Source organism: Conexibacter arvalis (assembly GCF_014199525.1).
In the GTDB taxonomy this organism is placed as follows: Bacteria; Actinomycetota; Thermoleophilia; order Solirubrobacterales; family Solirubrobacteraceae; genus Conexibacter; species Conexibacter arvalis.
The window spans coordinates 118,332-143,812 of the sequence record NZ_JACHNU010000007.1; the positions used below are offsets into that span (position 1 = coordinate 118,332).

22 protein-coding genes and 1 other RNA gene are annotated in these 25,481 nt (G+C 73.4%); 15 read left to right on the top strand and 8 right to left on the bottom strand.

The features are described 5' to 3' along the window. Window positions 1–20: 20 nt before the first annotated feature. Window positions 21–992, top strand: coding sequence for a quinolinate synthase NadA (gene nadA / locus BDZ31_RS20070; protein WP_343075651.1), 972 nt, complete (start codon window positions 21–23; stop codon window positions 990–992). Window positions 993–1,063: 71 nt separating this feature from the next. Here nadA and BDZ31_RS20075 read toward each other — a convergent pair whose 3' ends face one another. Further along, entirely contained in the window at window positions 1,064–1,528 is a 465-nt protein-coding gene (locus BDZ31_RS20075; protein WP_183344484.1) for a MarR family transcriptional regulator, read from the bottom strand. Window positions 1,529–1,632: 104 nt separating this feature from the next. On the opposite strand from BDZ31_RS20075, the gene BDZ31_RS20080 reads away from it, so the two are divergent. The 3 genes from BDZ31_RS20080 to BDZ31_RS20090 all read left to right on the top strand — a co-directional run bounded on the left by BDZ31_RS20080 (window position 1,633) and on the right by BDZ31_RS20090 (window position 7,372). Further along, window positions 1,633–2,166, top strand: coding sequence for a nuclear transport factor 2 family protein (locus tag BDZ31_RS20080; RefSeq protein WP_183344485.1), 534 nt, complete (start codon window positions 1,633–1,635; stop codon window positions 2,164–2,166). A gap of 113 nt (window positions 2,167–2,279) precedes the next feature. Beyond that, a complete protein-coding gene (locus BDZ31_RS20085) occupies window positions 2,280–4,613 on the top strand; it encodes a TolB-like translocation protein (RefSeq protein WP_183344486.1) in 2,334 nt (777 codons plus the stop codon). Then, window positions 4,610–7,372: a hypothetical protein gene (locus tag BDZ31_RS20090; protein ID WP_183344487.1), complete on the top strand. Its 2,763-nt coding sequence runs from the start codon at window positions 4,610–4,612 to the stop codon at window positions 7,370–7,372. The genes BDZ31_RS20085 and BDZ31_RS20090 overlap by 4 nt, the downstream gene beginning before the upstream one ends. Window positions 7,373–7,382: 10 nt before the next feature. Here BDZ31_RS20090 and BDZ31_RS20095 read toward each other — a convergent pair whose 3' ends face one another. From BDZ31_RS20095 to BDZ31_RS20105, 3 genes are all read right to left on the bottom strand, one after another. Continuing rightward, entirely contained in the window at window positions 7,383–7,760 is a 378-nt protein-coding gene (locus BDZ31_RS20095; RefSeq protein WP_343075644.1) for a hypothetical protein, read from the bottom strand. 42 nt (window positions 7,761–7,802) lie between these two features. Further along, entirely contained in the window at window positions 7,803–8,699 is an 897-nt protein-coding gene (locus BDZ31_RS20100; RefSeq protein WP_183344488.1) for a PD40 domain-containing protein, read from the bottom strand. Window positions 8,700–8,790: 91 nt separating this feature from the next. Continuing rightward, a complete protein-coding gene (locus BDZ31_RS20105; RefSeq protein ID WP_183344490.1) occupies window positions 8,791–10,044 on the bottom strand; it encodes a M16 family metallopeptidase in 1,254 nt (417 codons plus the stop codon). 123 nt (window positions 10,045–10,167) lie between these two features. Here BDZ31_RS20105 and ftsE point away from each other — a divergent pair, with 123 nt between their 5' ends. Both ftsE and ftsX read left to right on the top strand, forming a co-directional pair. Beyond that, window positions 10,168–11,148, top strand: a complete 981-nt coding sequence (gene ftsE, locus BDZ31_RS20110) for a cell division ATP-binding protein FtsE (RefSeq protein ID WP_281381772.1) — start codon at window positions 10,168–10,170, stop codon at window positions 11,146–11,148. Further along, the gene (ftsX, locus tag BDZ31_RS20115; RefSeq protein ID WP_183344492.1) at window positions 11,145–12,038 is read left to right on the top strand and encodes a permease-like cell division protein FtsX; all 894 of its coding nucleotides are present in this window, start codon (window positions 11,145–11,147) and stop codon (window positions 12,036–12,038) included. The genes ftsE and ftsX overlap by 4 nt, the downstream gene beginning before the upstream one ends. 97 nt (window positions 12,039–12,135) lie before the next feature. Here the strand turns inward: ftsX and BDZ31_RS20120 are convergent, their stop codons facing one another. Continuing rightward, window positions 12,136–12,966: a class I SAM-dependent methyltransferase gene (locus tag BDZ31_RS20120; RefSeq protein WP_183344494.1), complete on the bottom strand. Its 831-nt coding sequence runs from the start codon at window positions 12,964–12,966 to the stop codon at window positions 12,136–12,138. 58 nt (window positions 12,967–13,024) lie between these two features. Here BDZ31_RS20120 and BDZ31_RS20125 point away from each other — a divergent pair, with 58 nt between their 5' ends. Genes BDZ31_RS20125 through smpB form a run of 3 tightly spaced genes read left to right on the top strand, consistent with a single transcriptional unit; the run spans window position 13,025 to window position 16,678 of the window. After that, on the top strand, window positions 13,025–14,227 hold the full coding sequence (locus BDZ31_RS20125) for a S41 family peptidase (protein WP_183344496.1): 1,203 nt from the start codon (window positions 13,025–13,027) through the stop codon (window positions 14,225–14,227). After that, the gene (locus BDZ31_RS20130) at window positions 14,224–16,158 is read left to right on the top strand and encodes an RNB domain-containing ribonuclease (RefSeq protein ID WP_183344498.1); all 1,935 of its coding nucleotides are present in this window, start codon (window positions 14,224–14,226) and stop codon (window positions 16,156–16,158) included. Before BDZ31_RS20125 ends, BDZ31_RS20130 begins: the two co-directional genes overlap by 4 nt. Window positions 16,159–16,192: 34 nt before the next feature. After that, window positions 16,193–16,678, top strand: a complete 486-nt coding sequence (gene smpB, locus BDZ31_RS20135; protein ID WP_183344500.1) for an SsrA-binding protein SmpB — start codon at window positions 16,193–16,195, stop codon at window positions 16,676–16,678. 36 nt (window positions 16,679–16,714) lie between these two features. Here smpB and BDZ31_RS20140 read toward each other — a convergent pair whose 3' ends face one another. Together BDZ31_RS20140 and BDZ31_RS20145 are read right to left on the bottom strand one after the other, a co-directional pair. Continuing rightward, the gene (locus BDZ31_RS20140; RefSeq protein ID WP_183344502.1) at window positions 16,715–17,143 is read right to left on the bottom strand and encodes a MarR family winged helix-turn-helix transcriptional regulator; all 429 of its coding nucleotides are present in this window, start codon (window positions 17,141–17,143) and stop codon (window positions 16,715–16,717) included. 224 nt (window positions 17,144–17,367) lie between these two features. Then, window positions 17,368–18,321 carry a site-2 protease family protein gene (locus BDZ31_RS20145; RefSeq protein WP_183344504.1) on the bottom strand — a complete coding sequence of 318 codons (954 nt, stop codon included), beginning with the start codon at window positions 18,319–18,321 and terminating at the stop codon, window positions 17,368–17,370. Window positions 18,322–18,405: 84 nt separating this feature from the next. Between BDZ31_RS20145 and ssrA the strand changes: the two genes are divergently transcribed. Beyond that, window positions 18,406–18,772, top strand: a transfer-messenger RNA (tmRNA) gene (ssrA, locus tag BDZ31_RS20150). Window positions 18,773–18,881: 109 nt separating this feature from the next. On the opposite strand, the gene BDZ31_RS20155 is transcribed toward ssrA, so the two are convergent. After that, complete coding sequence (locus BDZ31_RS20155) at window positions 18,882–20,078, bottom strand: M20 family metallopeptidase (protein WP_183344506.1); 1,197 nt, start codon at window positions 20,076–20,078, stop codon at window positions 18,882–18,884. Window positions 20,079–20,141: 63 nt separating this feature from the next. Between BDZ31_RS20155 and BDZ31_RS20160 the strand changes: the two genes are divergently transcribed. From BDZ31_RS20160 to BDZ31_RS20180, 5 genes are all read left to right on the top strand, one after another. After that, window positions 20,142–21,050, top strand: coding sequence for a MurR/RpiR family transcriptional regulator (locus BDZ31_RS20160; protein WP_183344508.1), 909 nt, complete (start codon window positions 20,142–20,144; stop codon window positions 21,048–21,050). Next, window positions 21,037–21,894 (top strand): alpha/beta fold hydrolase, encoded by an 858-nt coding sequence (locus BDZ31_RS20165; RefSeq protein ID WP_183344510.1) that lies wholly within the window; start codon window positions 21,037–21,039, stop codon window positions 21,892–21,894. Before BDZ31_RS20160 ends, BDZ31_RS20165 begins: the two co-directional genes overlap by 14 nt. After that, window positions 21,891–22,781, top strand: coding sequence for an NAD(P)-binding domain-containing protein (locus tag BDZ31_RS20170; protein ID WP_221243209.1), 891 nt, complete (start codon window positions 21,891–21,893; stop codon window positions 22,779–22,781). The genes BDZ31_RS20165 and BDZ31_RS20170 overlap by 4 nt, the downstream gene beginning before the upstream one ends. After that, a complete protein-coding gene (locus BDZ31_RS20175; protein ID WP_183344512.1) occupies window positions 22,778–24,262 on the top strand; it encodes an aldehyde dehydrogenase family protein in 1,485 nt (494 codons plus the stop codon). The genes BDZ31_RS20170 and BDZ31_RS20175 overlap by 4 nt, the downstream gene beginning before the upstream one ends. Window positions 24,263–24,399: 137 nt before the next feature. Continuing rightward, the gene (locus tag BDZ31_RS20180) at window positions 24,400–25,476 is read left to right on the top strand and encodes a sugar ABC transporter substrate-binding protein (RefSeq protein ID WP_183344514.1); all 1,077 of its coding nucleotides are present in this window, start codon (window positions 24,400–24,402) and stop codon (window positions 25,474–25,476) included. The last annotated feature ends 5 nt before the right edge of the window (window positions 25,477–25,481 follow it).

The window sequence follows — 25,481 nt, forward strand, 5'->3', positions numbered from 1 at the left end:
AGGCCCCCGTCGCGCCGTTGATGCTGGAGAACATCCCCGCCTTGCAGGCAGAGGTGCGCGCGCTCGCCGACGAGCGCGGCGCCAAGATCCTCGCCCACAACTACCAGCTGCCGGAGATCCAGGACATCGCCGACTACGTCGGCGACTCGCTGGGCCTGTCGCAGTGGGCGGCCAGAACCGACGCCGAGACGATCGTCTTCTGCGGCGTCCACTTCATGGCCGAGACGGCGTCGATCCTCTCGCCCGAGAAGACCGTGCTGATCCCCGACGTCGACGCCGGCTGCTCGCTCGCCGACTCGATCACGGCCGACCAGCTGCGGGCGTGGAAGGCCAAGCATCCCGGCGCGATCGTCGTGATGTACGTCAACACGACCGCCGAGGTGAAGGCGGAGACCGACTACTGCGTGACCTCCTCCAACGCGGTCAGAGTGGTCGAGCACATCCTCGCGGAGCACGGCCCGGAGACGGAGATCCTCTTCGGCCCCGACATGTTCCTCGGCGCCTACGTCGAGAAGCGGATCGGCCGCAGGCTGCACGTCTGGGACGGCGAGTGCCATGTCCACGCCGGGATCCGACCGGACGACATCTCCGCGGTCCGCGCCGCCAACCCCGGCGCCGACTTCCTGATCCACCCCGAGTGCGGCTGCTCGACGAGCGTGATGGAGTATGTCGTCTCCGGGGACGTCGACGCCGCCGGCGTCCACATGCTGTCGACCGGCGGGATGCTCAGATACGCCGAGCAGCACCGGGGCTCCGACAAGCCGGTGATCGTCGCGACCGAGACGGGGATGCTGCACCCGCTGCGCGAGGCGGCGCCCGACCTCGACTTCATCGCGGCCAACGAGCGCGCCTCGTGCCGCTACATGAAGATGATCACGCTGCCGAAGCTGCGCGACGCGCTGCGCGAGAACCGCACCGAGGTGAAGGTGCCCGAGGCGATCGCCGAGCGCGCCCGCATCCCGATCGAGCGGATGGTCGCGATCAACGCGTAGGCCGAGTCGCGGCGGGCGGCGCCCGCGTGCGCCGCCCGTCAGCGTGCCGGCCGCAGGCGCCGGCCGGCACGTCAGCCGCGCGCCCGCCGCTCGTCGCGCCGCGCGACGACGCGCTCCAGCAGGCGCGTCAGCTCCTTCCGCTCCGTCGCGGTCAGCGGCGACAGCAGCTCCTCCTGCGCAGCGGCGATCCCGTCGTCCAGCTGCGCCAGGGTGCGCTCGCCGTCGGCGGTGATCGTGACGACGTTGCGGCGGCGGTCGCCGGCGTCTCGCCGACGCGCGACCGACCCGTCGCCCTCCAGCGCCGCGACGACGGCTGCCATGTCCTTGCGGTCGATCCCCAGCCTGCGGCCGAGCGCGGCCTGGCTCGCAGGGCCCGACTCCCGCAGCGCCAGCAGCACCGAGTAGTGATGCCGTCTGGCGCCGGCCCGCGCGAACGCGTCGGCGGTCAGCTCGTGGGCGGCCTGCGCGGCGCGGTTGAGCTGCCAGCTCGGCAGCGCCCTCAGCCGCTGCGGCGGGTCGTAGTCGCGCTCGTCCACGGGGCGGAGCGTAGCGAATTCGTTGGCGACTCCAACGCTCAAGTGCTATGTTGGTTGAACCAACGTTGGGTGTGCCAACAAATCACGGGAATGGAGCGTGTGCGATGACCACGACGGCGAACCGCGACGAGACCGGACCGGTCGAGGGGGCCGCTGCGGACCGGGTGGCTGCCAAGCTGGCGCTGCTGCGTGACCACGTCGAGATCGACCAGCTGATCTCGAAGTTGGGGCGATGGCTGGACGGAGGCGAGTTCGAACCGCCGCGCGACGTGATGGCGGAGGAGATCGCGATCGCGACCGAGGGCGGCGCGACGGCCGGCATCGAGCCGGTCGCAGCCCAGGCCGCGCGCAATCACGGCGCGTACCGCACCCAGCACGTGATCACCGACCGGCTGATCGCGATCGACGGCAGTCGCGCGACCGTGACCGCCAACTCGATCGTCCGATTCGACCCGGTCGCGGCGGACGCGGCCGCGCCATTCACGCTCGGCGGCCGCTACCGCTTCGAGGCCGTTCGCGGCGAGGCGGGGTGGCGGCTGACGCGGATCGAGATCGCGGCGCACTGGCGGGACCCGGCCGACGCGCTGGAGCGGGCGGCGGCCGCACGACAGTTGCGCGAAAGAAACACTGTTGTCTAAAGTGCCATCTGCGCCACTTGGTCGCAGGCAGCGAGGCGCGTGACGACTCCCCCGGACTGCTCGGCCGTCGCCGGTCGAGCGGCTGGTCGCTGCCTTGATGAGAGAGAGGTCGGATGCACTGTTCCTTCAGGCCCCGAAGGAGGGTCACGCCCGCGCTCGCGGCGGCGGCGGCGCTCGTCGGCGTCGTCGCGCACGCGGCGCCGGCCGTCGCCGTGCCGCCGCCGGCGCCCTGCCCCAACGACGCGGTCCGCGAGCAGCAGGGATCGACGCGGTTGCCCGACTGCCGCGCCTACGAGCAGGTCTCGCCGGTCGACAAGAACGGCGGCACGATCGCGGCCGGGCTGACGGCCCGCGCCCAACCTGGCGCGGTCGCCTTCTGGTCGACCGGCGCCTTCGCCGGAGCTGCGAGCAACATGTCGGCGAACTACCGCGCGATCCGCGGCGAGGACGGCTGGGTCACGAGCCCGCTCAACCCGCCGACTCCGGGTCGCAACCCGGTCCTGATGGACCAGCCGTACCTCGTCGCGCTGTCGGGCGACTTCTCGCGCGCGCTGATCGCGACCCGCTACCCGGTCGGCCCCGACGACCAGGGGACCGGCGCCGGGGCGAACGCCGGCTACGGCGACGTGCTGCGCACCACCGGCGACGGCCGCTTCGAATGGCTGACCCAACCGCCGACGCTGCCCGACACCGCGAACAAGGACGCCGACTTCGGCGCCGCGACCGACGACCTCGGCGTCGTCGCCTTCAACAGCTTCAAGCACCTGACCGTCCCGTTCCCGAAGCCCGACGACGCGACCCAGCAGGTCTACGTGCGCGCCGGCGACACGACGCGCCTCGTCAGCGTCGCACCGGACGGGACGCTCGGGCCCGACGACCAGCCGCTGCCGGCGGGCAGCCCGCTGCCCGGCGGCGCGACCGTCGGCAGCGGCGCCAACACGTCGACCTCGGGTTCGACCGTCGGCGGCGGCAGCCGCAACGAGCTCTCCGACGACGGCTCGACGGTCTGGTTCACGTCGTACAGAACGACCTCCAACCCGCAGCTGTACGTGCGCGTCGACGCGCTCGGCCCCGACGCCGAGACGCGGCGGGTCTCGCGCTCCCGCGTGACCGGCGCCGCGGCCGGCGACGGCTGCACCGCGACGGTGACCTTCCTCGCCGCGACGGCCGACGGCTCGCGCGCGTGGTTCGCCTGCCCGACGAGACTGACCGACGACGCGGCCTCCGACGGCGGCGTCTACGTCTACGACCGCGACGGCGACGAGCTGCGCTTCATCGCGTCGACCGCCGGCGCCGGCCTGTTGCCGTCGCCGATCGTCGCCGACGACGCCGTCGACCACCTGTGGTTCAGCTCGCGTACGAAGCTGACCGACGACGCCGTCGCCGGCGGGGTCAACGTCTATGTGCTGACCGGCGACGACGTCCGGCACGTCGCGACCGTCAGAGACGCGACGCTGCAGCCGCAGATGCTCGCGCTCTCGCCCGACGGGACGCGCCTCGCCTTCGAGTCGCGCGGCGCCCTCGACCCGCGGGCCGGCAGCCATCCGCAGGTCTACAGCCTCGACTTCGGCGCCCCGGAGGACGGCGTCGTCTGCGTCTCCTGCCGTCCCGACGGCAGCGACTCGGAGGCGCTCGCCGACCTCCACAACGCCGGGCTGTCGGCGTTCGTCCCGCCGAACCGGGTCCCGCCGTCGGGCGCGATCGACGACGACGGCCGCGTCTTCTTCACCAGCGCCGACAAGCTCCTCCCCGAGGACGAGAACGGCACCGCCGACGTCTACCAGTACCGCGACGGCGAGCTCACGCTGATCTCGTCCGGCAAGGACCCCGGCGGAGCCGTCTTCGCCGGCGCCTCCGCCGACGGCACCGACGTCTTCCTGATCACCGGCGAGCGGCTGGCGCCGCAGGACACCGACAACGGGGTCGCCGACATCTACACCGCGCGCGTCGGCGGCGGCTTCCTCGCGCCGACGCAGCCGCCGGTCTGCGGCGAGGACTGCCAGGGCCCGCCGCCGCCCGGATTCCTCGCGCCCGAGCCCGAGAGCGGACGCTTCACCGGGCCCGGCGATCTCGACGACCCGGTGCCGCCGCGGGCGCCGACCTTCGCGGTCGGTGCGATCGGCAAGCGGCAGCGCGCCGCGTGGGCGAGACGGGGTCGCACGACGCTGGTCGTGCGCGCCTCCCACGCCGGCAGGGTGCGGGCGACGGTCGGCGGCCGGATCGGCCGCCGCACGGTCCGCGTCGCGGCGGCCTCGCGGCAGCTCGCGAGAGGCGGCCGCGTGAGGCTGACGCTGCGCCTCTCCAAGCGCGCCCGCGCCCACCTGGCGCGCCACCGGGCGCTGCGCGTGACCGTGACCGTGCGGCACTCGCGCGTCAGGGGCGCGAAGCGCACGACCGTGACGTTGCGCAAGCCCGCTCCGAAGACGACGAAGGGAGGCCAGCGGTGAAGCCGTTCCTGACACTCCTGCTCGCGGCGCTGGCCGCATGCGCGCTGGCGAGCCCCGCGAGCGCGAAGTTCGGGATCGCCCCGGGCTTCTCGGCGACGATGCACGATGCGAGCGGCGACGACGTGACGCAGGCGGGCGCGCACCCGAACGCGACGGTTCACTTCATGCTGAGAACCGCGCTCGACGCGGACGGCAAGACCGTCCCGGACGAGTCGCTCAAGGACGTCACGGTCGAGCTGCCGCGCGGCGTCATCGGCAACCCGATGGCGACCCCGCGCTGCCGCCACCAGGAGTTCAAGGCGATGAGATGCGGGCCGGAGTCGATCGTCGGGGTCGAGACGCTGCACTTCGCACCGATCCCGGGGGTCCCGAGACCGATCGACGCGGCGGTGCCGGTCTACAACCTCGTGCCGCCGGAGGGCGTCGCCGCGCGCTTCGCCTTCCAGGTCACGTCGGTCGTCGTGATGATCGACGCGCGGGTGCGCAGCGACGGCGACTACCACCTCGTCACCGACCTGCGCGACATCTCGACGGCCCTGCAGGTCTACGGCTCGACGCTCACGCTGTGGGGCGTGCCGGCCGACATGAACGGCCCCGGGCCGTTGCGCTTCTACGGCGGCTCGCTCACCTACGGCGGCCCCGGGAGCGGTCCGCGCAGAGCGTTCCTGAGCAACCCGACCGAGTGCGGGGCGCCGCCGGTCACGCGGATCCGCGTGAGATCGTGGCAGAACCCGCTGCGCAGCACCGGCGCGCTGTTCGAGGCGGCCGACGGCGTCGACGGCTGCGAGCGGCTGTCGTTCTCCCCGTCGCTCGACCTGCGGCCCGAGAGCCCGCGCGCGGGCGTCGGCTCGCCCTACGGCGTGACGATCGAGGTGCCGCAGTCCGACGACCCCGACGGCCTGGCGACGCCGGCCGTCCGCGACGTGTCGGTGACGCTGCCCAAGGGCGTCGCGGTCTCGCCCTCCTCGGCGCATGGCCTGGTCGGCTGCACCGACGCGCAGGCGGCTCTCGGCAGCCTCGCGCAGCCCGCATGCCCGGCCGCGTCGAAGATCGGCACGGTCTCGATCGAGACGCCGCTGCTGGAGGGGCCGCTGACCGGCGCGATCCACCTCGGGCAGCCGAAGTCGATGGACGCGCAGACCGGCGAGATGCTGCGGACGCTGCTGATCGCCAGCGGCTACGGGGTGACCGTGAAGCTGGAAGGCAAGATCACGCCCGACCCGGTCACCGGTCGGCTGAGAGCGGTCTTCGCCGACAACCCGCAGCTGCCGTTCTCGAAGCTGCGGCTGCGCTTCCAGGGCGGTGACCGCGCGCCGCTGACCAACCCGCAGACGTGCGGGACCCACACCACGAGCGCGACGATCACGTCGTGGGGCGGCCAGAGCGTCACCTCCGACAGCTCGTTCGAGATCACGCAGGACGCGAACGGCGATCCCTGCGCGCCGCTCGGGTTCGCCCCGTCGTTCAGCGCCGGGACGGCCAGCGCGCAGGCGGGCGCCTTCACGCCCTTCACGCTCACGTTCGGCCGCGACGACGCCCAGCAGGATCTCGGCGACCTGACGGTGCAGCTGCCGCCGGGTTTCACCGGCATGCTGGCGAGCGCCGAGCTGTGCGCCGAGGCGCAGGCCGCCGCCGGCACCTGCGGCGAGGCGTCGCGGATCGGCAGCGCGAGCGTGACCGCCGGAGCGGGCGCGAGCCCCTACCAGCTGTCGGGCCGCGTCTACATCACCGGGCCGTACAGGGGCGCGCCGTTCGGGATGTCGATCGTCGTGCCGGCACAGGCGGGCCCGTTCGACCTCGGGACCGTCGTCGTCCGCGCCGCGATCGCGGTCGACCGCACGACGGCGGCGCTGCGCGTCACCTCCGACCCGATGCCGACGATCCTGCAGGGCATCCCGCTGCGGGTGCGGACGGTCTCGATCGCGATCGACCGGCCCGGCTTCATGCTCAACCCGACGTCGTGCTCGGAGAAGCGCGTCGAGGCGACGATCCGCTCGGCGCAGGGCGCGGCGGCGAGCGTCGGCTCGCGCTTCCAGGTCGGCGGCTGCCGCGCGCTTCCCTTCAAGCCGAAGCTCGGGCTGCGGATCGGTGCGAGAGGCCGCACGCGCGGCGGGATCACGACGCCGTTCGCCGCGCGGCTGACGACGCGCCCCGGCGACGGCAACCTGAGAGCGGTCACGGTGAAGCTGCCGCGGACGCTCAACGCGCGGCTGAACGTCGTCAACGACGCCTGCACGCTCGAGCAGTTCCGTGCGGGCGAGTGCACGAAGCGGGTCGGCACGGGGACGGCGGTGACGCCCCTGCTGAGAGCGCCGCTGAGCGGACCGGCCTACTTCGTCAGAAACCCGGAGCGCAGAATCCCCGACCTGATGGTCGCGCTGCGCGGCGAGGTCGAGATCGACCTCACGGGCAGGGTGACGATCCCGCGCGACCTGACGATCAAGACGGCGTTCGACACGATCCCCGACGTCCCGATCACGTCGTTCGCGCTGAGACTGGTCGCCGGCAGACGCGGCCCGCTGTCGACGATCCCGAACATGTGCACGGTCAGATCGAGACGGGCCTCGCTCGCGACGGTCGACTACCGCGCGCAGAGCGGCAGGTTGATCCGCCGCAGACAGCGGATCGCGGTCGACGGCTGCCCCAAGGCGACGGCGAAGGGCAAGCGGGACGCCAAGGCGAAGGGCAAGCGGGACGCCAACGCGAAGGGCAGGCGGGACGCCAAGGCGAAGGGCAGGCGCGACGCCAAGGGCCGGTAGCCCGCGCGGCTCAGTCGCCCGGCGCCTGGCCGGCGGCGAACAGGTCGATGCCGCGCTCGGCGGCGTCGCGGACGGGGCGCAGCGCCTCGCGCTTGCGCTCGAACTCGGCCGGCGTGTACGCGTGCACGTCGGCCGCCGCGCCCATCTCGGAGGCGTCCCACAGCGAGCCCGCCTGGTACACGCGCTCCAGCCACGGCACGCCGTCGAAGAAGCTGGAGATCAGCACGACGACCCACTCCGGGCCGCGCTCGCGCTGCGGCAGCGCGCCGTGCGCGTCGTCGACGCGGGCGCCGCCGATCAGCGCGTGCTCGACCGGCCAGCGGTCGCTGACGCGCTGCACGTAGCGGCGCAGCTCGGGCAGGTTGAGGCCGGGATCCTCCGCTTCCACGCTGACGATTGTGGCGCTTCGTGCGGCGCGAGCGCAATCTCCTCAGCGCAACGGCTGCCAGTCGACGCCGCGCGCCGCGTAGTTGTACGTCGCTCCGACGGCGTCCTGGACGATCAGGCGAGCCCCGCTTCCGTCGCGGTTCGCGATCTCGATCCCGGCCTCGGAGCGCTCGACCAGCAGCCGCCGGCCGTCGGGCGACCAGCGCACCTGCTCGACGCCGCGCAGCGCCCGCAGCGCTCGCAGCCCGCCGCCGTCCGCGTTCATCACGTTGACCGTCCCCCGACGCAGGAACGCGATCCTGCTGCCATGCGGCGACCACGCCGGCCGCAGCCCGCCTCGGCGCGTCAGCTGCCGCAGGCCGCGACCGTCGGGACGGACGGTCCAGACCTGTCCGCCGCGGACGAAGGCGATCGCGCCTCGTTCCGACCAGCTCGGGGAGGCGGCGTTCGCCGCGAGCCGGCGCGCACGGTGGCCGTAGACGTCGCTCGTCCACAGCTCGCGCGCGCCGTCTGCGCCCCGCGCGGTCGAGACGGCGAGCCGCGAGCCGCCGGGGGAGAAGACCGGCTCGCCGTCGTCCTCGCCGCGCGGCGGCAGCAGCCGCAGCGCGCCGCCGTCGCCGTCGAGCAGCGCGAGCGCTCGGCCGGCGTCGAAGACGATCCGCGTCCCGTCCGGCGACCACGAGGGATCGGCGTACTGCGACGGGGCGCAGTCGCCGGCGTCGGGCAGCCCGGGCGATCTGACGCACTGGCGCAGCGTCCGCGCCGCGCCGCCGCCCGGCTTGAGCGCGCGGATCCCGTCGCTGTATCTGAACGGGCCCAGCTCCGGCTCGTCGAGCGTCGTCCAGCCGTAGGCGATCAGGCCGTTCCGCCCGGGAAAGGCGCCGGCCGCCGGGGCTGTCGCAAGCAGCACGAGGAGGACGATCGCGACGGTCCTGCCCATGCTGCTGAGACGGCGGGCGCGGCGGGAAGTCGCGCTCCGGCGGCCGACCGGGCGCAGCGGCGGTCGCGGCGGCCCGGCGGAGCCCTCCGGGTCAGGCGAAGTCGGCGGCGGAGTGGGGGCCGACGACCGCGATCGCCAGCTCGTCGGCGATCTCGCGCGCGACCTGCGCGACCTCGTCGTAGGTGACGGCGTCGAGCGCCGCGATCGCCGCGTCGGGGTCGACCGGCTCGCCGAAGACGATCGTCTGGGTCGCGCCGTAGCGGGCGACCGCGTTGGTGTTCTCGAACGCCAGCACCCGCGCGCCGGCGGCGTAGGAGCGGGCGCGCGCCACCTCCTCCTGCGTCGGCCCCTCGTCCCGCAGCTCGGTGACGATCTCGCGCATCCGCGCGTAGGCCTCGACCGCCTTGCCCGACTCGAGGCCGGCGGAGAGCTGGAGGATCGGCACGTCGGCGAAGGCGTGCGACAGCGCGTAGACCGAGTAGGCGAGCCCGCGCTGCTCGCGGATCTCGTCGAACAGGCGCGAGCCCATCGAGCCGCCGAGCAGCGTCGAGTAGATCGCCAGCGCCGCGCGCGCTCTGCGGTCGCCGACGTCGATCTTCGGCCGGTAGCTCATCCGCAGGTGCGACTGGTTGGAGTCGCGCTCCTCGACCAGCGTGCGCGGCGCGAACGGCTGGACCGGCTCGTAGCTGCCGTTGGCCGCGATCGTCGGGAAGCGGTCGAACAGCCGCTCCAGCGTCCCGTCGTCGGGCAGGTGGGCGAGATTGCCGACGAGGAAGGCGCCGCCGCGGGCACCGGCCCACTGGCGCTCGCGGAAGGCAACGATCGCCTCGCGCGTGAAGGTGTCGCGCAGGTGCTCCGCGGGGCCGAGCACCGGCCGGCCGAGCGGGTGGTCGCCGAAGGCCGCTCTGTCGATCAGGTGCTCGGCGACCGTCGACGGCTGGTCGTTGGCGCGCGCGATCTCCTGGATCACGACGCCGCGCTCGCGGTCGAGCTCCTCGGCGTCGAGCCGCGGCCGGCCGACGAAGTCGGTCAGCAGGTCGATCGCCTCCAGCGCCGTCTCGGCGCGCGTCGTGATGTGGAAGGCGACGAGGTCGTGGGAGGTGTAGGCGTTGAGCTGCGCGCCGAGGTTCTCGGCCGTCTCGTTGACGTCTCTGTAGGTGACGTACTTCTCGCCGCCCTTGAAGACGAGATGCTCGAGGAAGTGCGCCATCCCGTTCTCCTCCGGGCGCTCGGTGCGCGCGCCCGCGTCGAACGCGACGAGGACCGTGACGGCGCGCGTGCCGTCGAGCTGGACGCGGTGGATCGGGAGCCCGTTGGGGGCCGTCGAGGAGGAGATCGCGGTCATGTGTCGACGATAGCGGGGCGCCGCGGTCGCGCCGCGCGCGTGGCGTTTTCCCTGCAAATCCCGTTGCAGGCGGCGCGCCAGGTTGACGGGTTCGGGGCCGCGCCCGCTACCCTCGAACGACTCATGGCCCTCCCTGCCCGCAAGAACAGCGCCCGCCGTCGCGCGACGGCAGCGCACCCGCCCAAGCACGCCGAGGCCGCCGCGAGCACGCCCGCGCCGTCGCGGCGCAGCACGCCGGTGATCGACTTCAAGGCGGTCGAGAAGCGCTACGACGTCGGCGCGATCGGCCTCGACCAGGCTTCCTTCTCGGTCCAGCGCGGCGAGTTCGTCTTCCTCGTCGGCTCGACCGGCTCGGGCAAGTCGACGATCATGCGCCTGCTGATCAAGGAGCTGGAGCCGACCGGCGGCTCGATAGCGGTCGCCGGCCGCGACCTGGAGGAGATCACCCGCCGGCGCGTGCCGTACTACCGCCGCAACATCGGCGTCGTCTTCCAGGACTTCAAGCTGCTGCCCAACCGCACCGTCTACGACAACGTCGCCTACGCGCTGCAGGTGACGGGCGGCTCGCGCAAGGACATCCGCGCCAAGGTGCCGGACATCCTGCGCCTCACCGGCCTCTCGACGAAGCTGCACAACTACCCCGACCAGCTCTCCGGCGGCGAGCAGCAGCGCGTCGCGATCGCGCGGGCGTTCGTCAACCACCCGCCGCTGCTGCTGGCCGACGAGCCGACCGGCAACCTCGACCCCGAGACGTCGATCGGCATCATGCAGCTGCTCTACCGCATCAACAAGACCGGCACGACCGTGCTCGTCGCCACCCACGACCATCAGATGGTCAACAAGATGCGCCGCCGCGTGATCGAGCTCTCGAGAGGGCGGATCGTGCGCGACGAGGCGACCGGCCTCTACGCCCGCGACGAGTCGACGCGCGAGTTCGCCGCGCGCCTGCGCAACGATCCGCCGCAGACGCCCGACGTCGTCGGCACCCCCGACGCGATCAGAGCGGCCGCCGCGCGCGAGCGCCGGATCGACGGCGACGGCGCCGTCGGCGGCGAGCGCCGACCGGTGCAGGCGGCGACGACCACGACGCCCGCAGACGCATGAAGCTCGGGTTCTTCACACGTGAGGCCCTGCGCTCGCTGGGCCGCAACGCCGCGCCGAGCTTCGCCGCGCTGGCGACGATCCTGCTGACGATGCTCGTCGTCGGCGTCTTCATCCCGATCGTCCAGGCGACGACCGGCGCCGCCAACGACGTGCGCAAGCGCGTGCTCGTCGACGTCTACCTGAGAAGAGACGCGTCGCAGAGAGACATCCAGCGCGTCAGAGCGATGCTCGTCGACACGCCGAACGTCAAGCGCGTCGAGTACATCTCCAAGCAGCAGGCGTACGAGAAGCAGAAGCAGAAGGACCCGGAGGCGTTCGCGCTGCTCGGCTCCAATCCGCTGCCCGACACCTTCCGCATCACGCCGGAGAACCCCGACGCCGTGCTGTCGATCAAGTCGGAGCTGGCGCCGGCCGCCGCCGGCGGCGCGCGCACCCCGATCGACCGCTCGATCGACGAGGTCCGCGACCGCCGCGAGGACACGACGAAGATCCTCCAGGTGACGAGATTCGTGAAGCTGATGGCCGGCACGCTCGCCGCGCTGCTGATCGCCGCCTCGGTCTTCCTGATCGCGAACACGATCCGCCTCTCGCTCTACGCCCGCCGGCGGGAGGTCGAGGTGATGAAGCTGGTCGGCGCGACCGACTGGTTCATCCGCTGGCCGTTCGTGATCGAGGGCGTGATCGTCGGGGCGCTCGGGACGCTGCTCGCGATCCTGCTGCTCGCGGTCGGCAAGATCGCGATCATCGACCCGCTCGCGAACGACTTCGCGCTGATTGCCGCGCCGGAGACGATCGGATTCGGCCTGCTCGTCGCGATCATGATGGGCGCCGGGATCGCGATCTCCGCGATCGGCTCGGGCCTCTCGCTGCGCCGCTTCCTGAAGGTCTAGGGAGCGGTCGCCACGGCGGGCGCCGCGTGGGGCGCCCGCCGTATTCCCGCGCCGCGGGCGGCGCCGGCGTCGCCGCGGCCGACGCGCCGCCGCCGCGCTACGCCCGCCCGACCGCCAGCAGGTGGGCGCTGGCGCCGAGCACGCTCGGCTCGCGCTCGACGCGGCGGACCGCCTCCAGCAGCCGCTCGCGGCGCTCGGGGTCGTCGAGCCACCAGCCCTCGTCGCGCACGAACGACGCCGGGCCCTCGATCGCGATCACGCCGTCGACCTCGAAGCCGGCGACGGCGACCTCGTCCCACAGCTCGTCGGGATGGTGGAAGTGGGCGGTCGTGAACCATTCGGCCCGGCCGTCGAGGTTGCGGTGCTCGCCGGTCGCGACCGTGTGCGCGCACATCCCGGCGAAGACCGGGTCGGCGAGCGCCCGCGCGTGGATCCCGTCGAGCGTCGAGGCGAAGCGCGAGACCGCCGCCGCCAGCAGCACCCCGCGCGGTCTCAGGACGCGGCGGGCCTCCGCCAGCGCCGCCGCGCGACCGTCGCCGTCGAGGTGGTAGAGCGGCCCGAGCAGCAGGACGGCGTCGGCGGAGCCGTCCTCCCACGGAAGCGCCCGCGCGTCGCCGGCCCGCGCGCTCGCCAGGCCGTCGTCGCCGTCGGCCTCCTGCGCCGCGGAGGCCGCGCGCGCCTGCTCGACGTGCAGCGGGACGGCGTCCAGCAGATGGACCTCGTAGCCGTCGCGTGCGAGCGGCAGCGCGTGGACGCCGGCGCCCCCGCCGACGTCGAGCACGACGGCCGGCGGCGCGGGCAGCAGCCGCTGCAGCAGCTCGCGGGTGCGCACGCCTTCGATGCGGCTGACCGTCTCCAGCCGGGCGTGCTCCAGGCCGAGCTCGTAGTGGGTGAGGATCTCGGGGTCCAGCTGGTGGGCGTCGCTCATTCAGCCAACGCTAGCGATCCCCTTATCGCCCGCATATGACGATCGATACGCTCCACCTGTGCATCGACGCGCCCCTCGCATCCAACTCCTGCTCGGCGGGGCGCTGATCGCGCTCGTCGCCCTCGCGATCGGGATCTTCCTCGGCGGCCACGCCAACCTCCTGCCCGACCCGGTCCGCAGCGCCCTGGTGCGCGACGACGAGGGCCAGCTGGTCCAGCGCGCGATCGACACGATCGAGGACAACTACTACCGCCCGATCGAGCGCGGCCAGCTCGTCGACCAGTCGATCGAGGGCGCGGTCGACAGCCTCGACGACCAGTTCTCCCACTACTTCGATCCGGCGACCTACAGAAGGTTCCAGCAGTCGACGAACCCGCGCTTCAGCGGCATCGGCGTGACCGTCCAGCCGCACGAGAGAGGGCTCGTGATCGCGCACGTGATCCCCGACACGCCGGCGGCGAAGGCGGGGCTGCGCCCCGGCGACAAGATCGTCGCCGTCGGCAGGAACACGCTCGCCGGTCATCCGTCGAGCTACGCGATCGGCCTCATCAAGGGCGAGCCCGGCACGGACGTGACGATCACGACCGAGCGCGACGGCGTGCGCAGATCCCAGACGATCGAGCGAGCCGAGATCGTCGAGCCGGTCGTCGAGGCGAGATTGGTCTCCACCAGAGCGGGAAAGTACGGCCACGTCGTGTTCACGAGCTTCACCTCCGATTCGAGCGAGCAGGTGCGCGGGGCGGTCGACCGCATGCTCGACAGAGGCGCGAGAGGGATCGTGCTCGACCTGCGCGGCAACGGCGGCGGCCTGCTGAGCGAGGCGGTCGAGACCGCCTCGATCTTCATCCCCGACGGGACGATCGTCTCGACCGACGGCCGCAATCGCGAGCGCCACGTCTACACCGCCACCGGCGGCGCGATCAGAGAGGACGTGCCGGTCGTCGTGCTGGTCGACCGCAACAGCGCCTCCGCGTCGGAGATCGTCACCGGCGCGCTGCAGGACCGCAGACGGGCCGAGGTCGTCGGCACGCGGACCTACGGCAAGGGCGTCTTCCAGGAGGTGCGCGAGCTGCCCAACGGCGGCGCGCTCGACATCACCGTCGGCCAGTACTTCCTGCCCAGCGGCAAGAACATCGGCGGCAGAGGCGTGAGTGAGGGGGCGGGGATCCAGCCGAACGTGCGGGCGAGAGACGACCCCGACACCGCCAGGGACGAAGCGCTCGCCACGGCCGTGAGAACGCTGTCGTCCGGAGCGCGGTGAGCCGGCGCGGCGACCGTCGACGCGCCGCCCGCGGCGCCGGCAAGGGCGGCCGCGGCAAGGGCGCGCGCGGCGCCGGCGGCGGCGCCGGACGCGACGCGCGCCGCTCGACCCGCGGCGGCCGCACGCGACCCGAGGCCGGACCGCCGGCCCGGCGCGGCCGCGCCGATCGCGACGCCGACGAGGAGCGCGGCCTGCGCTCGCGCGACCGCGAGCGGCCGCAGCCGCGCAGCCACGTCGTCGCGGTCCTCGAGCAGCGCGGACGCCACCTCGTCGGCGTCCCGTTCCTCCAGCCCGGTCCCCGCCCGATCGTCGAGCGCGACCGCGACAGCGCCGTCGGCGACCTGGTCCTGCTGCGCCTCTCCAGCCGCGGCGGCAAGGGCCACGCGAAGGTCGAGCGGCGCCTCGGCCGCCCCGACGTCGCGCGCGACGTGCTGGAGGCGCTGATGCTCGACCGCGGCCTCAGACGCCGCTTCGACCCGGCCGTCGACCGGGCCGCGCGCGACCCCGAGCCGGTCGACGTGCCCGGCCGCCGCGACCTGCGCGACCTGACGACCTTCACGATCGACCCCGCGACCGCCAAGGACTTCGACGACGCCCTCTCGGCCGAGCGGCTCGGCGAGCGGAGATGGCGGATCTGGGTTCACATCGCGGACGTGTCGGCGTACGTGCGGCCCGGCGACCTCGTCGACCGCGAGGCCCACCGCCGCGGCACCAGCGTCTACGTCCCCGGCAAGGTCGAGCCGATGCTGCCGGAGGGCCTGTCGAACGTCGCCTGCTCGCTGCGGCCCGGCGTCGATCGGCTCGCCGTCACCGCGGAGCTGGAGCTGGACGGGCCGAGCGTGGTGCGCTCGAGCTTCTACCGCTCGACGATCCGCTCCGACGAGCGGCTCGACTACGACCGCGTCGACCGGATCTTCGCCGGCGAGGAGGAGGCGCGCGAGCCGTGGGCGGAGCCGCTCGCGGCGGCGCGCGAGGCGTCGGCGGCGCTCGCCGCGCGGCGCGAGGCGCAGGGCGCGCTCGCGATCGAGAGCGTCGAGCCGGAGTTCGCCTTCGACCGCGAGGGCCACGTGACCGCTGCGGCCGGCGTCGTGCAGACCGAGTCGCACCGCCTGATCGAGCACCTGATGATCCTCGCCAACGAGCAGGTCGCGAGACTGCTCGCCGGCCGCGGAGCGCCGGCCGTCTACCGCGTCCACGAGCGGCCCGACGGCAGCGCGGCGCAGCGGCTCGTCGCGCAGCTCGCCTCGCTCGGGGTCCCGACCCCGCCGCTGCCCGAGCATCCGACGCCGCAGCAGGCGGCCGAGGCGATCGCCGCCGCGTCCCATCTCGTCGAGCAGCACGTGAGACGGACGGGGAGAGGGGCGATCGGGCTCAACTCGCTCGTGCTGCGCTCGCTCACACAGGCGCGCTACGACCCGCGCAACCTCGGCCACACCGGACTCGGCCTCAGCCACTACTGCCACTTCACCTCGCCGATCCGCCGCTACCCCGACCTCGTCTGCCACCGGGCGCTGCTGGCCGCGATCGGCGCCGGCGAGTCGTTCCCGGAGGCGTCGCGGCTGCCGGGCGTCGCCGAGTGGGCCTCCGCGCGCGAGCGCGACGCGATGCAGATCGAGCGCGCCGCCGACGACGTCGCCCGCTGCTTCCTGCTGGAGAGAGAGCTGTTCGAGCGCGGCTTCGAGCGGGAGTTCGAGGGCGAGGTGACCGGCGTGATCGGCGCCGGCGCCTTCGTCGCCTTCGGCGACGGCTACGAGGGGATGCTGCCGGTCCGCAAGCTCCACGGCGACTGGTGGGAGCTGAACGAGGAGGGCACGATCCTGCACGGCTCGCGCTCGGGCAAGACGATCCGGATCGGCGATCGCGTGGTCGTCCAGGTCGACCGCGTCGACGCGCCACGCGGCCGCGTCGACCTGGTCCCACTGGAGCTGTGAGCGTGCTCCGCCCCTTTGTGCCACGCTAGAAGCGATGGCCAAGGGCAAGGGAAAGAAGAAGTTCGCCCCCGGCGACGTCGCGACCAACCGCCAGGCGCGGTTCCGCTTCAGACTGCTCGACACCTTCGAGGCCGGCATGGTCCTGACCGGCACCGAGGTGAAGTCGCTGCGCGAGGGCGGGGCGCAGATGAAGGACGCCTACGCGCTCGTCAGAGGCGGCGAGGTGTGGCTCGTCAACCTGCACATCCCGCCGTACGCCTCCGCCTACCGCGACAACCACCTGCCCGAGCGCGACCGCAAGCTGCTGCTGCACAAGCGCGAGATCGAGCGGCTCGTCGGCAAGACGAGAGAGAGAGGCCTCACGCTCGTGCCGACGCGGATCTACTTCAGAGGCCCGCGCGCGAAGTGCGAGCTGGCGCTCGCGCAGGGCAAGGACCAGTTCGACAAGCGCGAGACGATCAAGGCGCGCGAGCAGGATCGCGAGATGCGCCGCGCGATCCGCGACGCCGAGCGGTACTGACCTCCACCGGCACGCCTCGCCGGTGAGCGCCGCTGGTCAGTCGTTCAGCAGCTCCGCGAGCAGCTGGCGCTGCGTCGGCCGCGCAGCTTCGTAGCGCTCGCGGCCGGCCGGGGTGAGGCAGGCGAAGATGCCGCGGCGGTCGTCGCTGCACATCGAGCGGGAGACGAGGCCGTCGGCCTCGAGGCGCCCGATCAGGCGCGACAGCGCGCTCTGGCTGAGGTGGACGGTGTCGGCGAGCGCCTGCATGCGGTTCTGCTCCCTGTCGCAGCCGGCGAGGCGCTCGAGCACCTCGAACTCGCTGACGCCGAGCTGGTGGCGCTCCTGCAGGACCTTCTCGAGGGCGCCCGTCGTGCGGGCGTGACGGTCGAGCAGCTCCCGCCAGCGGGCGACGAGCGCGTCGTCGTCGCGGCCGTCGAGGCAGGGACCGGACGGGGCCGTGGCATCGACGGACTGGGAGGCGGACATCACCGGCGATCGTACCAAACAGTCGCAATATTTGAATCCGCACATTCTGCATGCACAAAGGTTGCGCATGCATGTAGTGTCTGTGTCGGTCCCGCCGCGTCGCGCTCTCGGGCGCGCTCGCGCGGATGGCACTCGGCCGCCGTCCGCGCCTCCGGCGCTCGACCGCGATCGCACGTTCCGTCGCCGCGCCGGACAACCCCGCCCGGCGCGGCGACGGCGTGCGCTCAGACGTCCTCGAAGGTGCGCGTCAGGTGGGTCGCGTCCATCCCGACCACGAGCCCCACGATCAGACCGAGGTAGACGGCGACGACCGCCAGCCGCTGGGCCGGGCGGACTCTGTAGTAGCTGGCCGCCCGCTCGCCGCCGGCTCTCAGCGCCTTCCACCGCCGCCACGTCTCGAAGGCGGCGAAGAGCGCGATCAGGATGATGATCGGGTTGGGGAAGGCGAACGCGACGCCGACCATCGCGCCGAGGCCGACGAACCACATCCACGGCGTCATCGCCGCCATCGCGCGACCGCCGTCGAGCGGCACGACCGGCAGCAGGTTGAAGAGGTTGAGGAAGAAGCCGGTGAACGCCAGCGCCTGCCAGAACTCGTTGCCCGTCAGCAGCCAGACGGGGATCAGCAGCGCGGCGGCGAACGAGCCAAGGATCGGTCCGGCGAGCCCGACGCGCGCCTCTGCCGCGGCGTCGTCGCCGAGCGACTTCGCCGACACGACCGCGCCGAGGAAGGGGATGAACATCGGCGCGCTCGCCTCGATCCCCTCGCGGCGCAGCTGGATCACGTGGCCGAGCTCGTGGACGAGCAGCAGCAGCACGAAGCCGAGCGCGAACTTCCAGCCCCAGATGAGGCTGTAGGCGGCGACGGAGACGAGCATCGAGCCCGACGTCGTCAGCAGCTTCAGCTTCGGCAGGGCCAGCAGCAGCCCCTTCAACGGGCCGAGGAACTTGACGATCAGCGCGCCGGCGACGAACAGCGGGCCGAACAGCCGGCGCAGCTGCGAGCGCTGCGGCCGCGGAGGCGGCGGCGCACCCCATGCCGGGTCCGGGCCCCCGGCCGGCGCCGGCTCGCCCCATGCGGGCTGCGGCCCGGCGGGCGCCTGCTCGCTCCACGCGTCGTCGCGCCGGGCGGCGGGCGTGGGGGAGACGGGCGGAAGCCACTCGGCGCGGTTGTCCATCACTCGATTGTGGCAGGCGGGGTCGCGCCGGCCGGCCGTGTCGAGCCGGCCCGGTCGGCTAGACTGAAGGGGCTGTGCATCCCCGGGGACGACAGGCTTCGACGTGGTCGATTCGTGGGGATGGTTGCGAGCCGAGGTTCCGGTTGGCCTCGTTAAACCACCGGAAAAACCATACGTGCGGACTCTCACGAGTACGCCCTCGCCGCCTAGCACCTAGCTAGCGCCGTGAGGTTTCGGCCCTCGCCAGCCTGCCGCGGGGATCGCCGGAATCAGATGCAGGCTCACCTGGGGAGGTCCGCCTCTGCCGAACCGGGGACACCTTCAGGAGGCTGGTCCCCCGCAACCCGGCCGGCGAGGCGAGCGGGGGACGAGAACAGAGCGCCGGCTACGCTCGTAGACGCCATCTCTTGCGCGACTGCGGACCCGGGTTCAATTCCCGGCGTCTCCACTCCTCGAAGACCCCGCCCCGGCGGGGTCTTCGCGGTTGGAGGGGCTGGCGCGACGGCGGCGGTCGGAGGGCGCCGCGCCGGGCGGGCGACGGCGATCGCCGCGCCGAGCGCTCAACCGCGGTCGAAGGTCTCGTCGAGCGCGCGCGAGAGCGCGACGGCCGTGTCGAGGAGGTCGGCGACCGGGACGCGCTCGTCCGCGCAGTGGCAGTGCTCGATCCGCCCGGGGCCGAACGTGACCGCCTCGATCCCCGCCTCGACGAGGTGGCCCACGTCGCTGGCGAACGGCGTGCCGTACGCCGGCGGCTGCGGCCCCGGCTCGGCGCGGACGGTCGCCGCGGCGGCGCGCAGGCGCGCCGCGAACGGCGCGTCGACGGCGATCTCCGCCGGCGGGAAGGCGCCCGGCAGCAGCTGGGCCTCGACCGCCCAGCCGGGGTCGCCCGCGCCGGCCGCGGCGAGGTGCGCGCGCAGCTCCTCGAGCGCGCCGGCCGGCGTCTCGCCCGGCAGCAGCCGGCGGTCGAGCGTCAGCTCCAGCGCGTCGGCGACGGCGTTCGCCTTCACGCCCGCGCGCACGACCGTCGGCTCGCAGCTCGGCGCCGGCAGCAGCGGGTGGCCGCGCTCGGCGAGCGCGGCGCGATGGGCCGCGACCGCCTCCAGCACCGCCGGGAGTCGCCAGATCGGGTTGTCGCCCGCGCCCGCGGTGCTCGCGTGGACCGAGCGGCCGGCGATCCGCACCCGCAGGTGGCAGAGGCCGCGCGCGGCGGTCGCGACGCGGCAGCTGGTCGGCTCGAGCACGACGCCGACGTCGCCGCCGAAGCCGGCCTCCAGCAGCGAGCGGGTGCCCGGCTCGCCGCATTCCTCCCCGACGGCGAAGTGGCCGATCAGCGTCCCGCGCATCCGCTCGCGGCGCGCCGCCGCACGTCGCAGCAGCGCGATCTGCACCGCAAGCCCGGCCTTCATGTCGCAGGCGCCGCGTCCGTAGACGTGGCCGTCGCGCAGCTCGCCCGCGAACGGCGGGACGCTCCAGCCGGCCGGATCGTCGACCGGGACGGTGTCGAGGTGGCCGTTGAGGATCACCCGCGGCCCGGCGAACGCGCCCGCCGCGGTCCCTGCGACGACCGCCGCGAGCGAGTCGCGCTCGGGCAGCGTCTCGACGCGCGCCAGCGCGATCCCCTCGACGCCGCGCAGCTGCGCCTCGACGGCGTCTGCCATCGCCGCCTCCTGCGTCCCCGGGTTGGTCGACTCGACGGCGACGAGCTGGCGCAGCAGGGCGGTGAGCGCGAGCCCGTCGAGCGATCTGTGCGCACCCATCACGCAAAGTGGTTTGCAGAATTGGTCATGCTGCAGTATCTTTGCAGACGTAGGGTTCGCATCATGAGCAACGACTCCCACACCCCCGACCCCTCAGGCCTCCCCGACGGCGCCGGCTCACCCGAGTGGCTGCGCGAGCGCGTCGCGGAGGTGAAGCTGACGCCGAAGGGCGAGCTGGTCGCGCGCTTCCTCGCGGCCAATCCGCGCGCGGGGTCGGTCGAGTCGGCCTCGGAGCTGGCCGAGCGGATCGGCGTCAACGTCGCGACGGTCGTCCGCTTCGCGCAGACGCTCGGCTTCTCGGGGTGGCCCGAGTTCCAGCTCCACTTCCGCCATCGCTACCTCGGCAGCCTGCTGCCGACCGACGTGCTGCGCTCGCACAGGCAGGGCGAGGGGACGAGCCATCTGGAGGCGGCGATCCGCCGCGACACCGAGAACCTCCAGGCCGCGCTGACCTCCGTCAGCCCCGAGACCGTCGAGCAGGCCGCGCGCACGATCTACGACGCGCGCCGCACCGTCGTCGTCGCCAGCGGCAGCTTCGCCGCCGTCGGACAGGTGCTCGCCCACCTCTCCGCCGTGATGGGCCTGCCGGTCACGCTGGAGACGCGCGGCGGCGTCTCGACGGTCGCCACCTGCGCCGCGCTCGAAGCCGGCGACTGCCTCGTCGCGATCAGCTTCTGGCGCCAGATGCGCGACGTCAGCCGCGCCGCGCGCGACGCCAGAGAGCGGGGCGCGACGGTCGTCGCGATCACCGACTCGGTCTTCTCCCCGCTCGCCGAGATCGCCGACACGACGCTGATGGTGCCGACCGAGAGCGCCTCGTTCTTCCAGTCGCTCACCGCGCCCCTGTCCGTCGTCTACGCGCTGCTCGCGCAGCTCGAGGAGCTCGGCGGCGACGAGGCGGAGAACACGATCGCCCGGGTGCAGCGCGTCTGGGCGGACCTCGACCTCTTCCACCCATATGACACCACTTGACGGACCCGTCGGCACGCTCACGCCGATCGCGGGCCATGGCACCTTCCACGTGACGATCGGCGCCGGCCGCCCCGTGCTCGTGCTGCACGGCGGCCTCGGCCTCGACCACACCTACCTGCGGCCATGGCTCGACCCGCTCGCCGACGTCGCCGAGCTGACCTTCTACGACCTCGCCGGCAATGGCCGCTCCGAGCGGATCGACCTGTCGGAGGCGACGCACGACCTCTGGCTCGACGAGATCGACGCGATGCGCGCCCACCTCGGCCACGACAGGGTCGTCCTGCTCGGCCACTCCTACGGCGGCTACCTCGCGCAGGAGTACGCGATCCGCCATCCGGAGCGGCTCGACGGCGTGATCCTCTGCTGCACCGCGCCGGCGCTCGACCACCTCGCCGGAGCGGCCGACGTCGCCGCCGCGCGCGGGACGGCGGAGCAGGCGCGCGTCGTGCGCGAGGAGCTGTTCCACCCGATGCCCGACGATGCCACCTGGCGGCGCGTCTGGCAGGCGGTGATGCCGCTCTACTTCAAGCGCTACGACTCGGAGCTCGGCGCGCGGATCGACGCGGCGATGAGCTACAGCGCCGCCGCCTTCAACACCGGCTTCAGCCGCAACCTGCAGCATTTCGACGTGCGCGGCGAGCTGCCGGGTGTGCAGCTGCCGGCGCTCGTCCTGGGCGGCGCCGACGACTGGATCCTGCCCGTCGAGCACGGCGCCGGCGTGATCGCCGAGCTGATGCCGCAGGCGCGGCTGGAGGTCTTCGAGGAGAGCGGCCACATGCCGTTCGTCGAGGAGCCCGAGCGATTCGTCGAGGTCGTCGCGGCCTGGCTGGAGGAGCTGGCGTGAGGGCGATCGAGACGGTCGCCTTCATCGGCCTGGGCACGATGGGCGGCCCGATGGCGGCGACGCTGGCGCGCGCCGGCTTCACGGTCCGCGGCGTCGACGCCAGCGCCGAGCGCCGCGCCGCGGCCGGCCCCGGGGTCGAGCCGTTCGAGACGGTCGCCGAGGCATGCGCGGGCGCCGACGCCGTGCTGCTGTCGCTGCCCGGCTCCCCGCAGGTCGAGCAGGTGCTGCTCGGCGATCCCGCCTTCCTCGCGGCCGTGCCGGCGGGCGCGCTCGTGATCGACACGACGACCGGCGACCCCGCGATCACCCGCCGGATCGGCGAGCGCCTGCGCGAGCGCGGGCATGCGCTGCTCGACGCGCCGGTCAGCGGCGGCGCGGCCGGCGCGGCCACCGGCGCGTTGACGTTGATGGTCGGCGGCGACCAGGCCGCGTTCGAGCGCGCCGAGCCGCTGCTGCACGCGCTCTCCGGCGGCCGCCACCAGCGCGTCGGCGGCCAGGGCGCGGGCCACCTCGTGAAGCTGCTCAACAACCTGCTCTGCGCCGTCCACCTGCTGACCGCCTCGGAGGCGGCGCGGATCGCGGCGGCCGGCGGGATCGATCCGGCGCGCTTCGTCGCCGCGATCAACGGCGGCTCGGGCCGCAGCGGCGTCACCGAGGTCAACTATCCGCGCTGGATCGAGCCGGGCACCTTCGACTCCGGCTTCACGATGGGGCTGATGCGCCGCGACGTCGGCCTCGCGCTCCAGGTCGCCGGTCGGCTCGGCGCCGACACCGACGTGCTGCGCGCCGCCGGCGAGGTGTGGGACGCCAGCCGCGCCCAGCTCGGGGACGCAGAGGACTTCAATCGCATCGTGGAGCTCGACCGCTCCGGGGAGGAGGCGCGATGACGCCGGACGTGACGGACCTGCTGGCCCCCTGGTTCGGGGCCGACGAGATCGGCAGCTTCGTCGGCGGCGAGCTCGTCGCCGGCAACGGCGACGAGGTCGCGCTGGTGGCGCCCGCCGAGGAGCGCGTCGTCGCCGGGTATCGCGACGCCGGCGCGGCGGTCGCGGGGCAGGCGGTCGAGGCCGCCGCCGAGGGCCAGGCCGCCTGGGCGGCGCTGACGGCGAGCGAGCGCGGCCGCGTCCTGACGGCGATCGGCGCGGGCGTGCGCGACCACGCCGAGCCGCTGGCGCGGCTGGAGTCGCTGACGGTCGGCAAGCCGGTCGCCGGGGCGCGCCTGGAGGTGCTGCGCGTCGCCGAGATGTTCGAGTACTACGCCGGCTGGTGCGACAAGCACCACGGCGAGGTGATCCCCGTGCCGAGCGGCCACCTCAACTACACGCGTCCGGAGCCCTACGGCGTCGTCGCGCAGATCACGCCCTGGAACGCGCCGATCTTCACGGCCGGCTGGCAGGTCGCGCCGGCGCTCTGCACCGGCAACGCCGTCGTGCTGAAGCCGTCGGAGTTCACGCCGCTGACCTCGCTGGCGCTCGCGCGGATCGCCCTGGAAGCCGGCCTGCCGGCGGGCGCCTTCAACGTCCTCGCCGGCCTCGGCGCGACGACCGGCGCGGCCGTCGTCGCCGACGCGCGCGTCGGCAAGGTCGTCTTCATCGGCTCGGTCGAGACCGGCCGGCGGATCGCCCGCGGCGCCGCCGACACGCTCGCCTCGTGCCTGCTGGAGCTGGGCGGCAAGTCGGCCAACATCGTCTTCGCCGACGCCGATCTCGACCGCGCCGCCGACGGCGCGATCGCCGGGATCTTCTCCGGCTCGGGTCAGAGCTGCGTCGCCGGCTCGCGGATCTTCGCGCAGGCGTCGATCTACGACGACTTCCTCGCGACGCTCAGCGAGCGGGCCGCCGCCCTGCGCGTCGGCGACCCGCTGGAGGAGACGACGCAGATCGGGCCGATCGCGAACGCCCCGCAGCATGCGCGCGTGCGCGCGATGCTGGCCGACGCCGTCGCCGCCGGCGCCCGCGTCGCGACCGGCGGCGACCGGCCCGACGGGCTCGATCGCGGCTACTACCTCGCCCCGACGCTGCTGACAGGCGTCGACAACCGCGCCGAGATCGCGCAGGAGGAGATCTTCGGCCCGGTCGGCTGCGTGATCCCGTTCGCCGACGAGGCGGAGGCGATCGCGCTCGCGAACCACAGCCGCTTCGGGCTGGCTGGCGCGGTCTGGACGCGCGACGTCGGCCGCGCCCATCGCGTCGCCGCGGCGGTCCGCGCCGGCACCTTCTGGATCAACGACTACAAGACGATCAACGTGATGACACCGTTCGGCGGATTCGGTGAGAGCGGCTACGGCCGCTCCAGCGGGCGCCAGGCGCTCGCCGAGTACACCCAGCCCAAGAGCGTCTGGGTGGAGGTCGGCGCGGCCGCGAGCTAGCCGCGCCGGATCGCCGCGGGCGCCGCAGGGCGCCCGCGGCAGGCAGTACGCAGCACCGCACAGGAGTCAGGTTCATTCGCGCCGGGACAGCCCCTCGCAGAGGGGACGGGTCGCCCGCGCTCGGAGAGAGAGGCAGCATGGGAGCAGGTGAGCAGGATCGGCAGAGCGGGGGCACGACCCGCGAGGCACGGCTGACGCGACGGGGGCTGATCGCGGTCGGCGGGCGCGGCGCGCTGGGAGCGACCCTGATGGGCGGCGTGCTGCTCGGCGCGACCGGCTGCAGCCGCTCGAGCAGCGCCGGCGGATCGGGCGGCGGCGCCGACGGGGCGATCTCGTCGATCGGGTTCGACCACCCGAACAACCAGATCCCCCTGTGGGAGGACATCATGCGCTGGTCGCGCGTCGCCGCCAGAGAGCGCGACGTGAAGCTGCTGACGACCGCCGACGAGGGCAAGCTCGACCGCCAGGTCGCGAACCTCAACACGTGGATCGCCCAGAGAGTCCCGGCGATCATCTCCTATCCGCTCGAGCCGAGCGCAATCGAGAAGATCGCCGAGCGCGCGCGGGCGAGAGGGATCATCTGGGTCACGTACGCGGCCAACCTGCAGAACCAGGACGGCGCCGTGCTGCTGAACAACGTCCGCTCCGGCGAGCTGCTCGGCGAGGCGGCGGCGAGATTCGTCAACGAGAGACTCGGCGGGAGAGGCAAGGTGCTGCACCTGACCTTCCCGGACGGCGGGCAGATCGGCCGCGAGCGCGACAAGGGCGTCGTCGACGCGCTCAAGCGGCACGCGCCGGGCGCCGAGATCGTCGCCTCCCAGAAGGCGGTCGACCAGGCGACCGGCCTGTCGGTGACCAGCTCGGTGCTGAGCGCCCACCCCGACCTCAACGTCGTCGTCGGCATGAACGACGACGGCGCCATCGGCGCCTACCGCGCCTTCCTCGACCGCGGCCGCAAGCCGAACGACCCGAAGGTCTTCATCGGCGGCCAGGACGGAGCGAAGCCGGCGCTGGAGCTGATCAAGAGAGGGACGATCTACCGCGCGACCTCGGCGCTCAGCATCAAGGAGCTCGGCGAGGTCTGCATCACCTTCCCGCTCGACATCGCCTCCGGCAGAGTCAGAAGAGGCGCGACGATCGACGTGCCCGTCCACCTGCTGACGGCCGACGACGGCGCGAAGGTCGACCAGCTCCTGTCCGAGCTCTCTGCGTAGGAGGC

Bases quoted from the DNA above. Each gene is read 5' to 3' on its own strand.
- nadA (WP_343075651.1), top strand. From the start codon at position 21: ATGCTGGAGAACATCCCCGCCTTGCAGGCAGAGGTGCGCGCGCTCGCC.
- BDZ31_RS20080 (WP_183344485.1), top strand. From the start codon at position 1,633: ATGACCACGACGGCGAACCGCGACGAGACCGGACCGGTCGAGGGGGCC.
- BDZ31_RS20085 (WP_183344486.1), top strand. From the start codon at position 2,280: ATGCACTGTTCCTTCAGGCCCCGAAGGAGGGTCACGCCCGCGCTCGCG.
- BDZ31_RS20100 (WP_183344488.1), bottom strand. From the start codon at position 8,699: ATGGGCAGGACCGTCGCGATCGTCCTCCTCGTGCTGCTTGCGACAGCC.
- BDZ31_RS20105 (WP_183344490.1), bottom strand. From the start codon at position 10,044: ATGACCGCGATCTCCTCCTCGACGGCCCCCAACGGGCTCCCGATCCAC.
- ftsE (WP_281381772.1), top strand. From the start codon at position 10,168: ATGGCCCTCCCTGCCCGCAAGAACAGCGCCCGCCGTCGCGCGACGGCA.
- ftsX (WP_183344492.1), top strand. From the start codon at position 11,145: ATGAAGCTCGGGTTCTTCACACGTGAGGCCCTGCGCTCGCTGGGCCGC.
- BDZ31_RS20120 (WP_183344494.1), bottom strand. From the start codon at position 12,966: ATGAGCGACGCCCACCAGCTGGACCCCGAGATCCTCACCCACTACGAG.
- smpB (WP_183344500.1), top strand. From the start codon at position 16,193: ATGGCCAAGGGCAAGGGAAAGAAGAAGTTCGCCCCCGGCGACGTCGCG.
- BDZ31_RS20140 (WP_183344502.1), bottom strand. From the start codon at position 17,143: ATGTCCGCCTCCCAGTCCGTCGATGCCACGGCCCCGTCCGGTCCCTGC.
- BDZ31_RS20145 (WP_183344504.1), bottom strand. From the start codon at position 18,321: ATGGACAACCGCGCCGAGTGGCTTCCGCCCGTCTCCCCCACGCCCGCC.
- BDZ31_RS20155 (WP_183344506.1), bottom strand. From the start codon at position 20,078: ATGGGTGCGCACAGATCGCTCGACGGGCTCGCGCTCACCGCCCTGCTG.
- BDZ31_RS20160 (WP_183344508.1), top strand. From the start codon at position 20,142: ATGAGCAACGACTCCCACACCCCCGACCCCTCAGGCCTCCCCGACGGC.
- BDZ31_RS20165 (WP_183344510.1), top strand. From the start codon at position 21,037: ATGACACCACTTGACGGACCCGTCGGCACGCTCACGCCGATCGCGGGC.
- BDZ31_RS20175 (WP_183344512.1), top strand. From the start codon at position 22,778: ATGACGCCGGACGTGACGGACCTGCTGGCCCCCTGGTTCGGGGCCGAC.
- BDZ31_RS20180 (WP_183344514.1), top strand. From the start codon at position 24,400: ATGGGAGCAGGTGAGCAGGATCGGCAGAGCGGGGGCACGACCCGCGAG.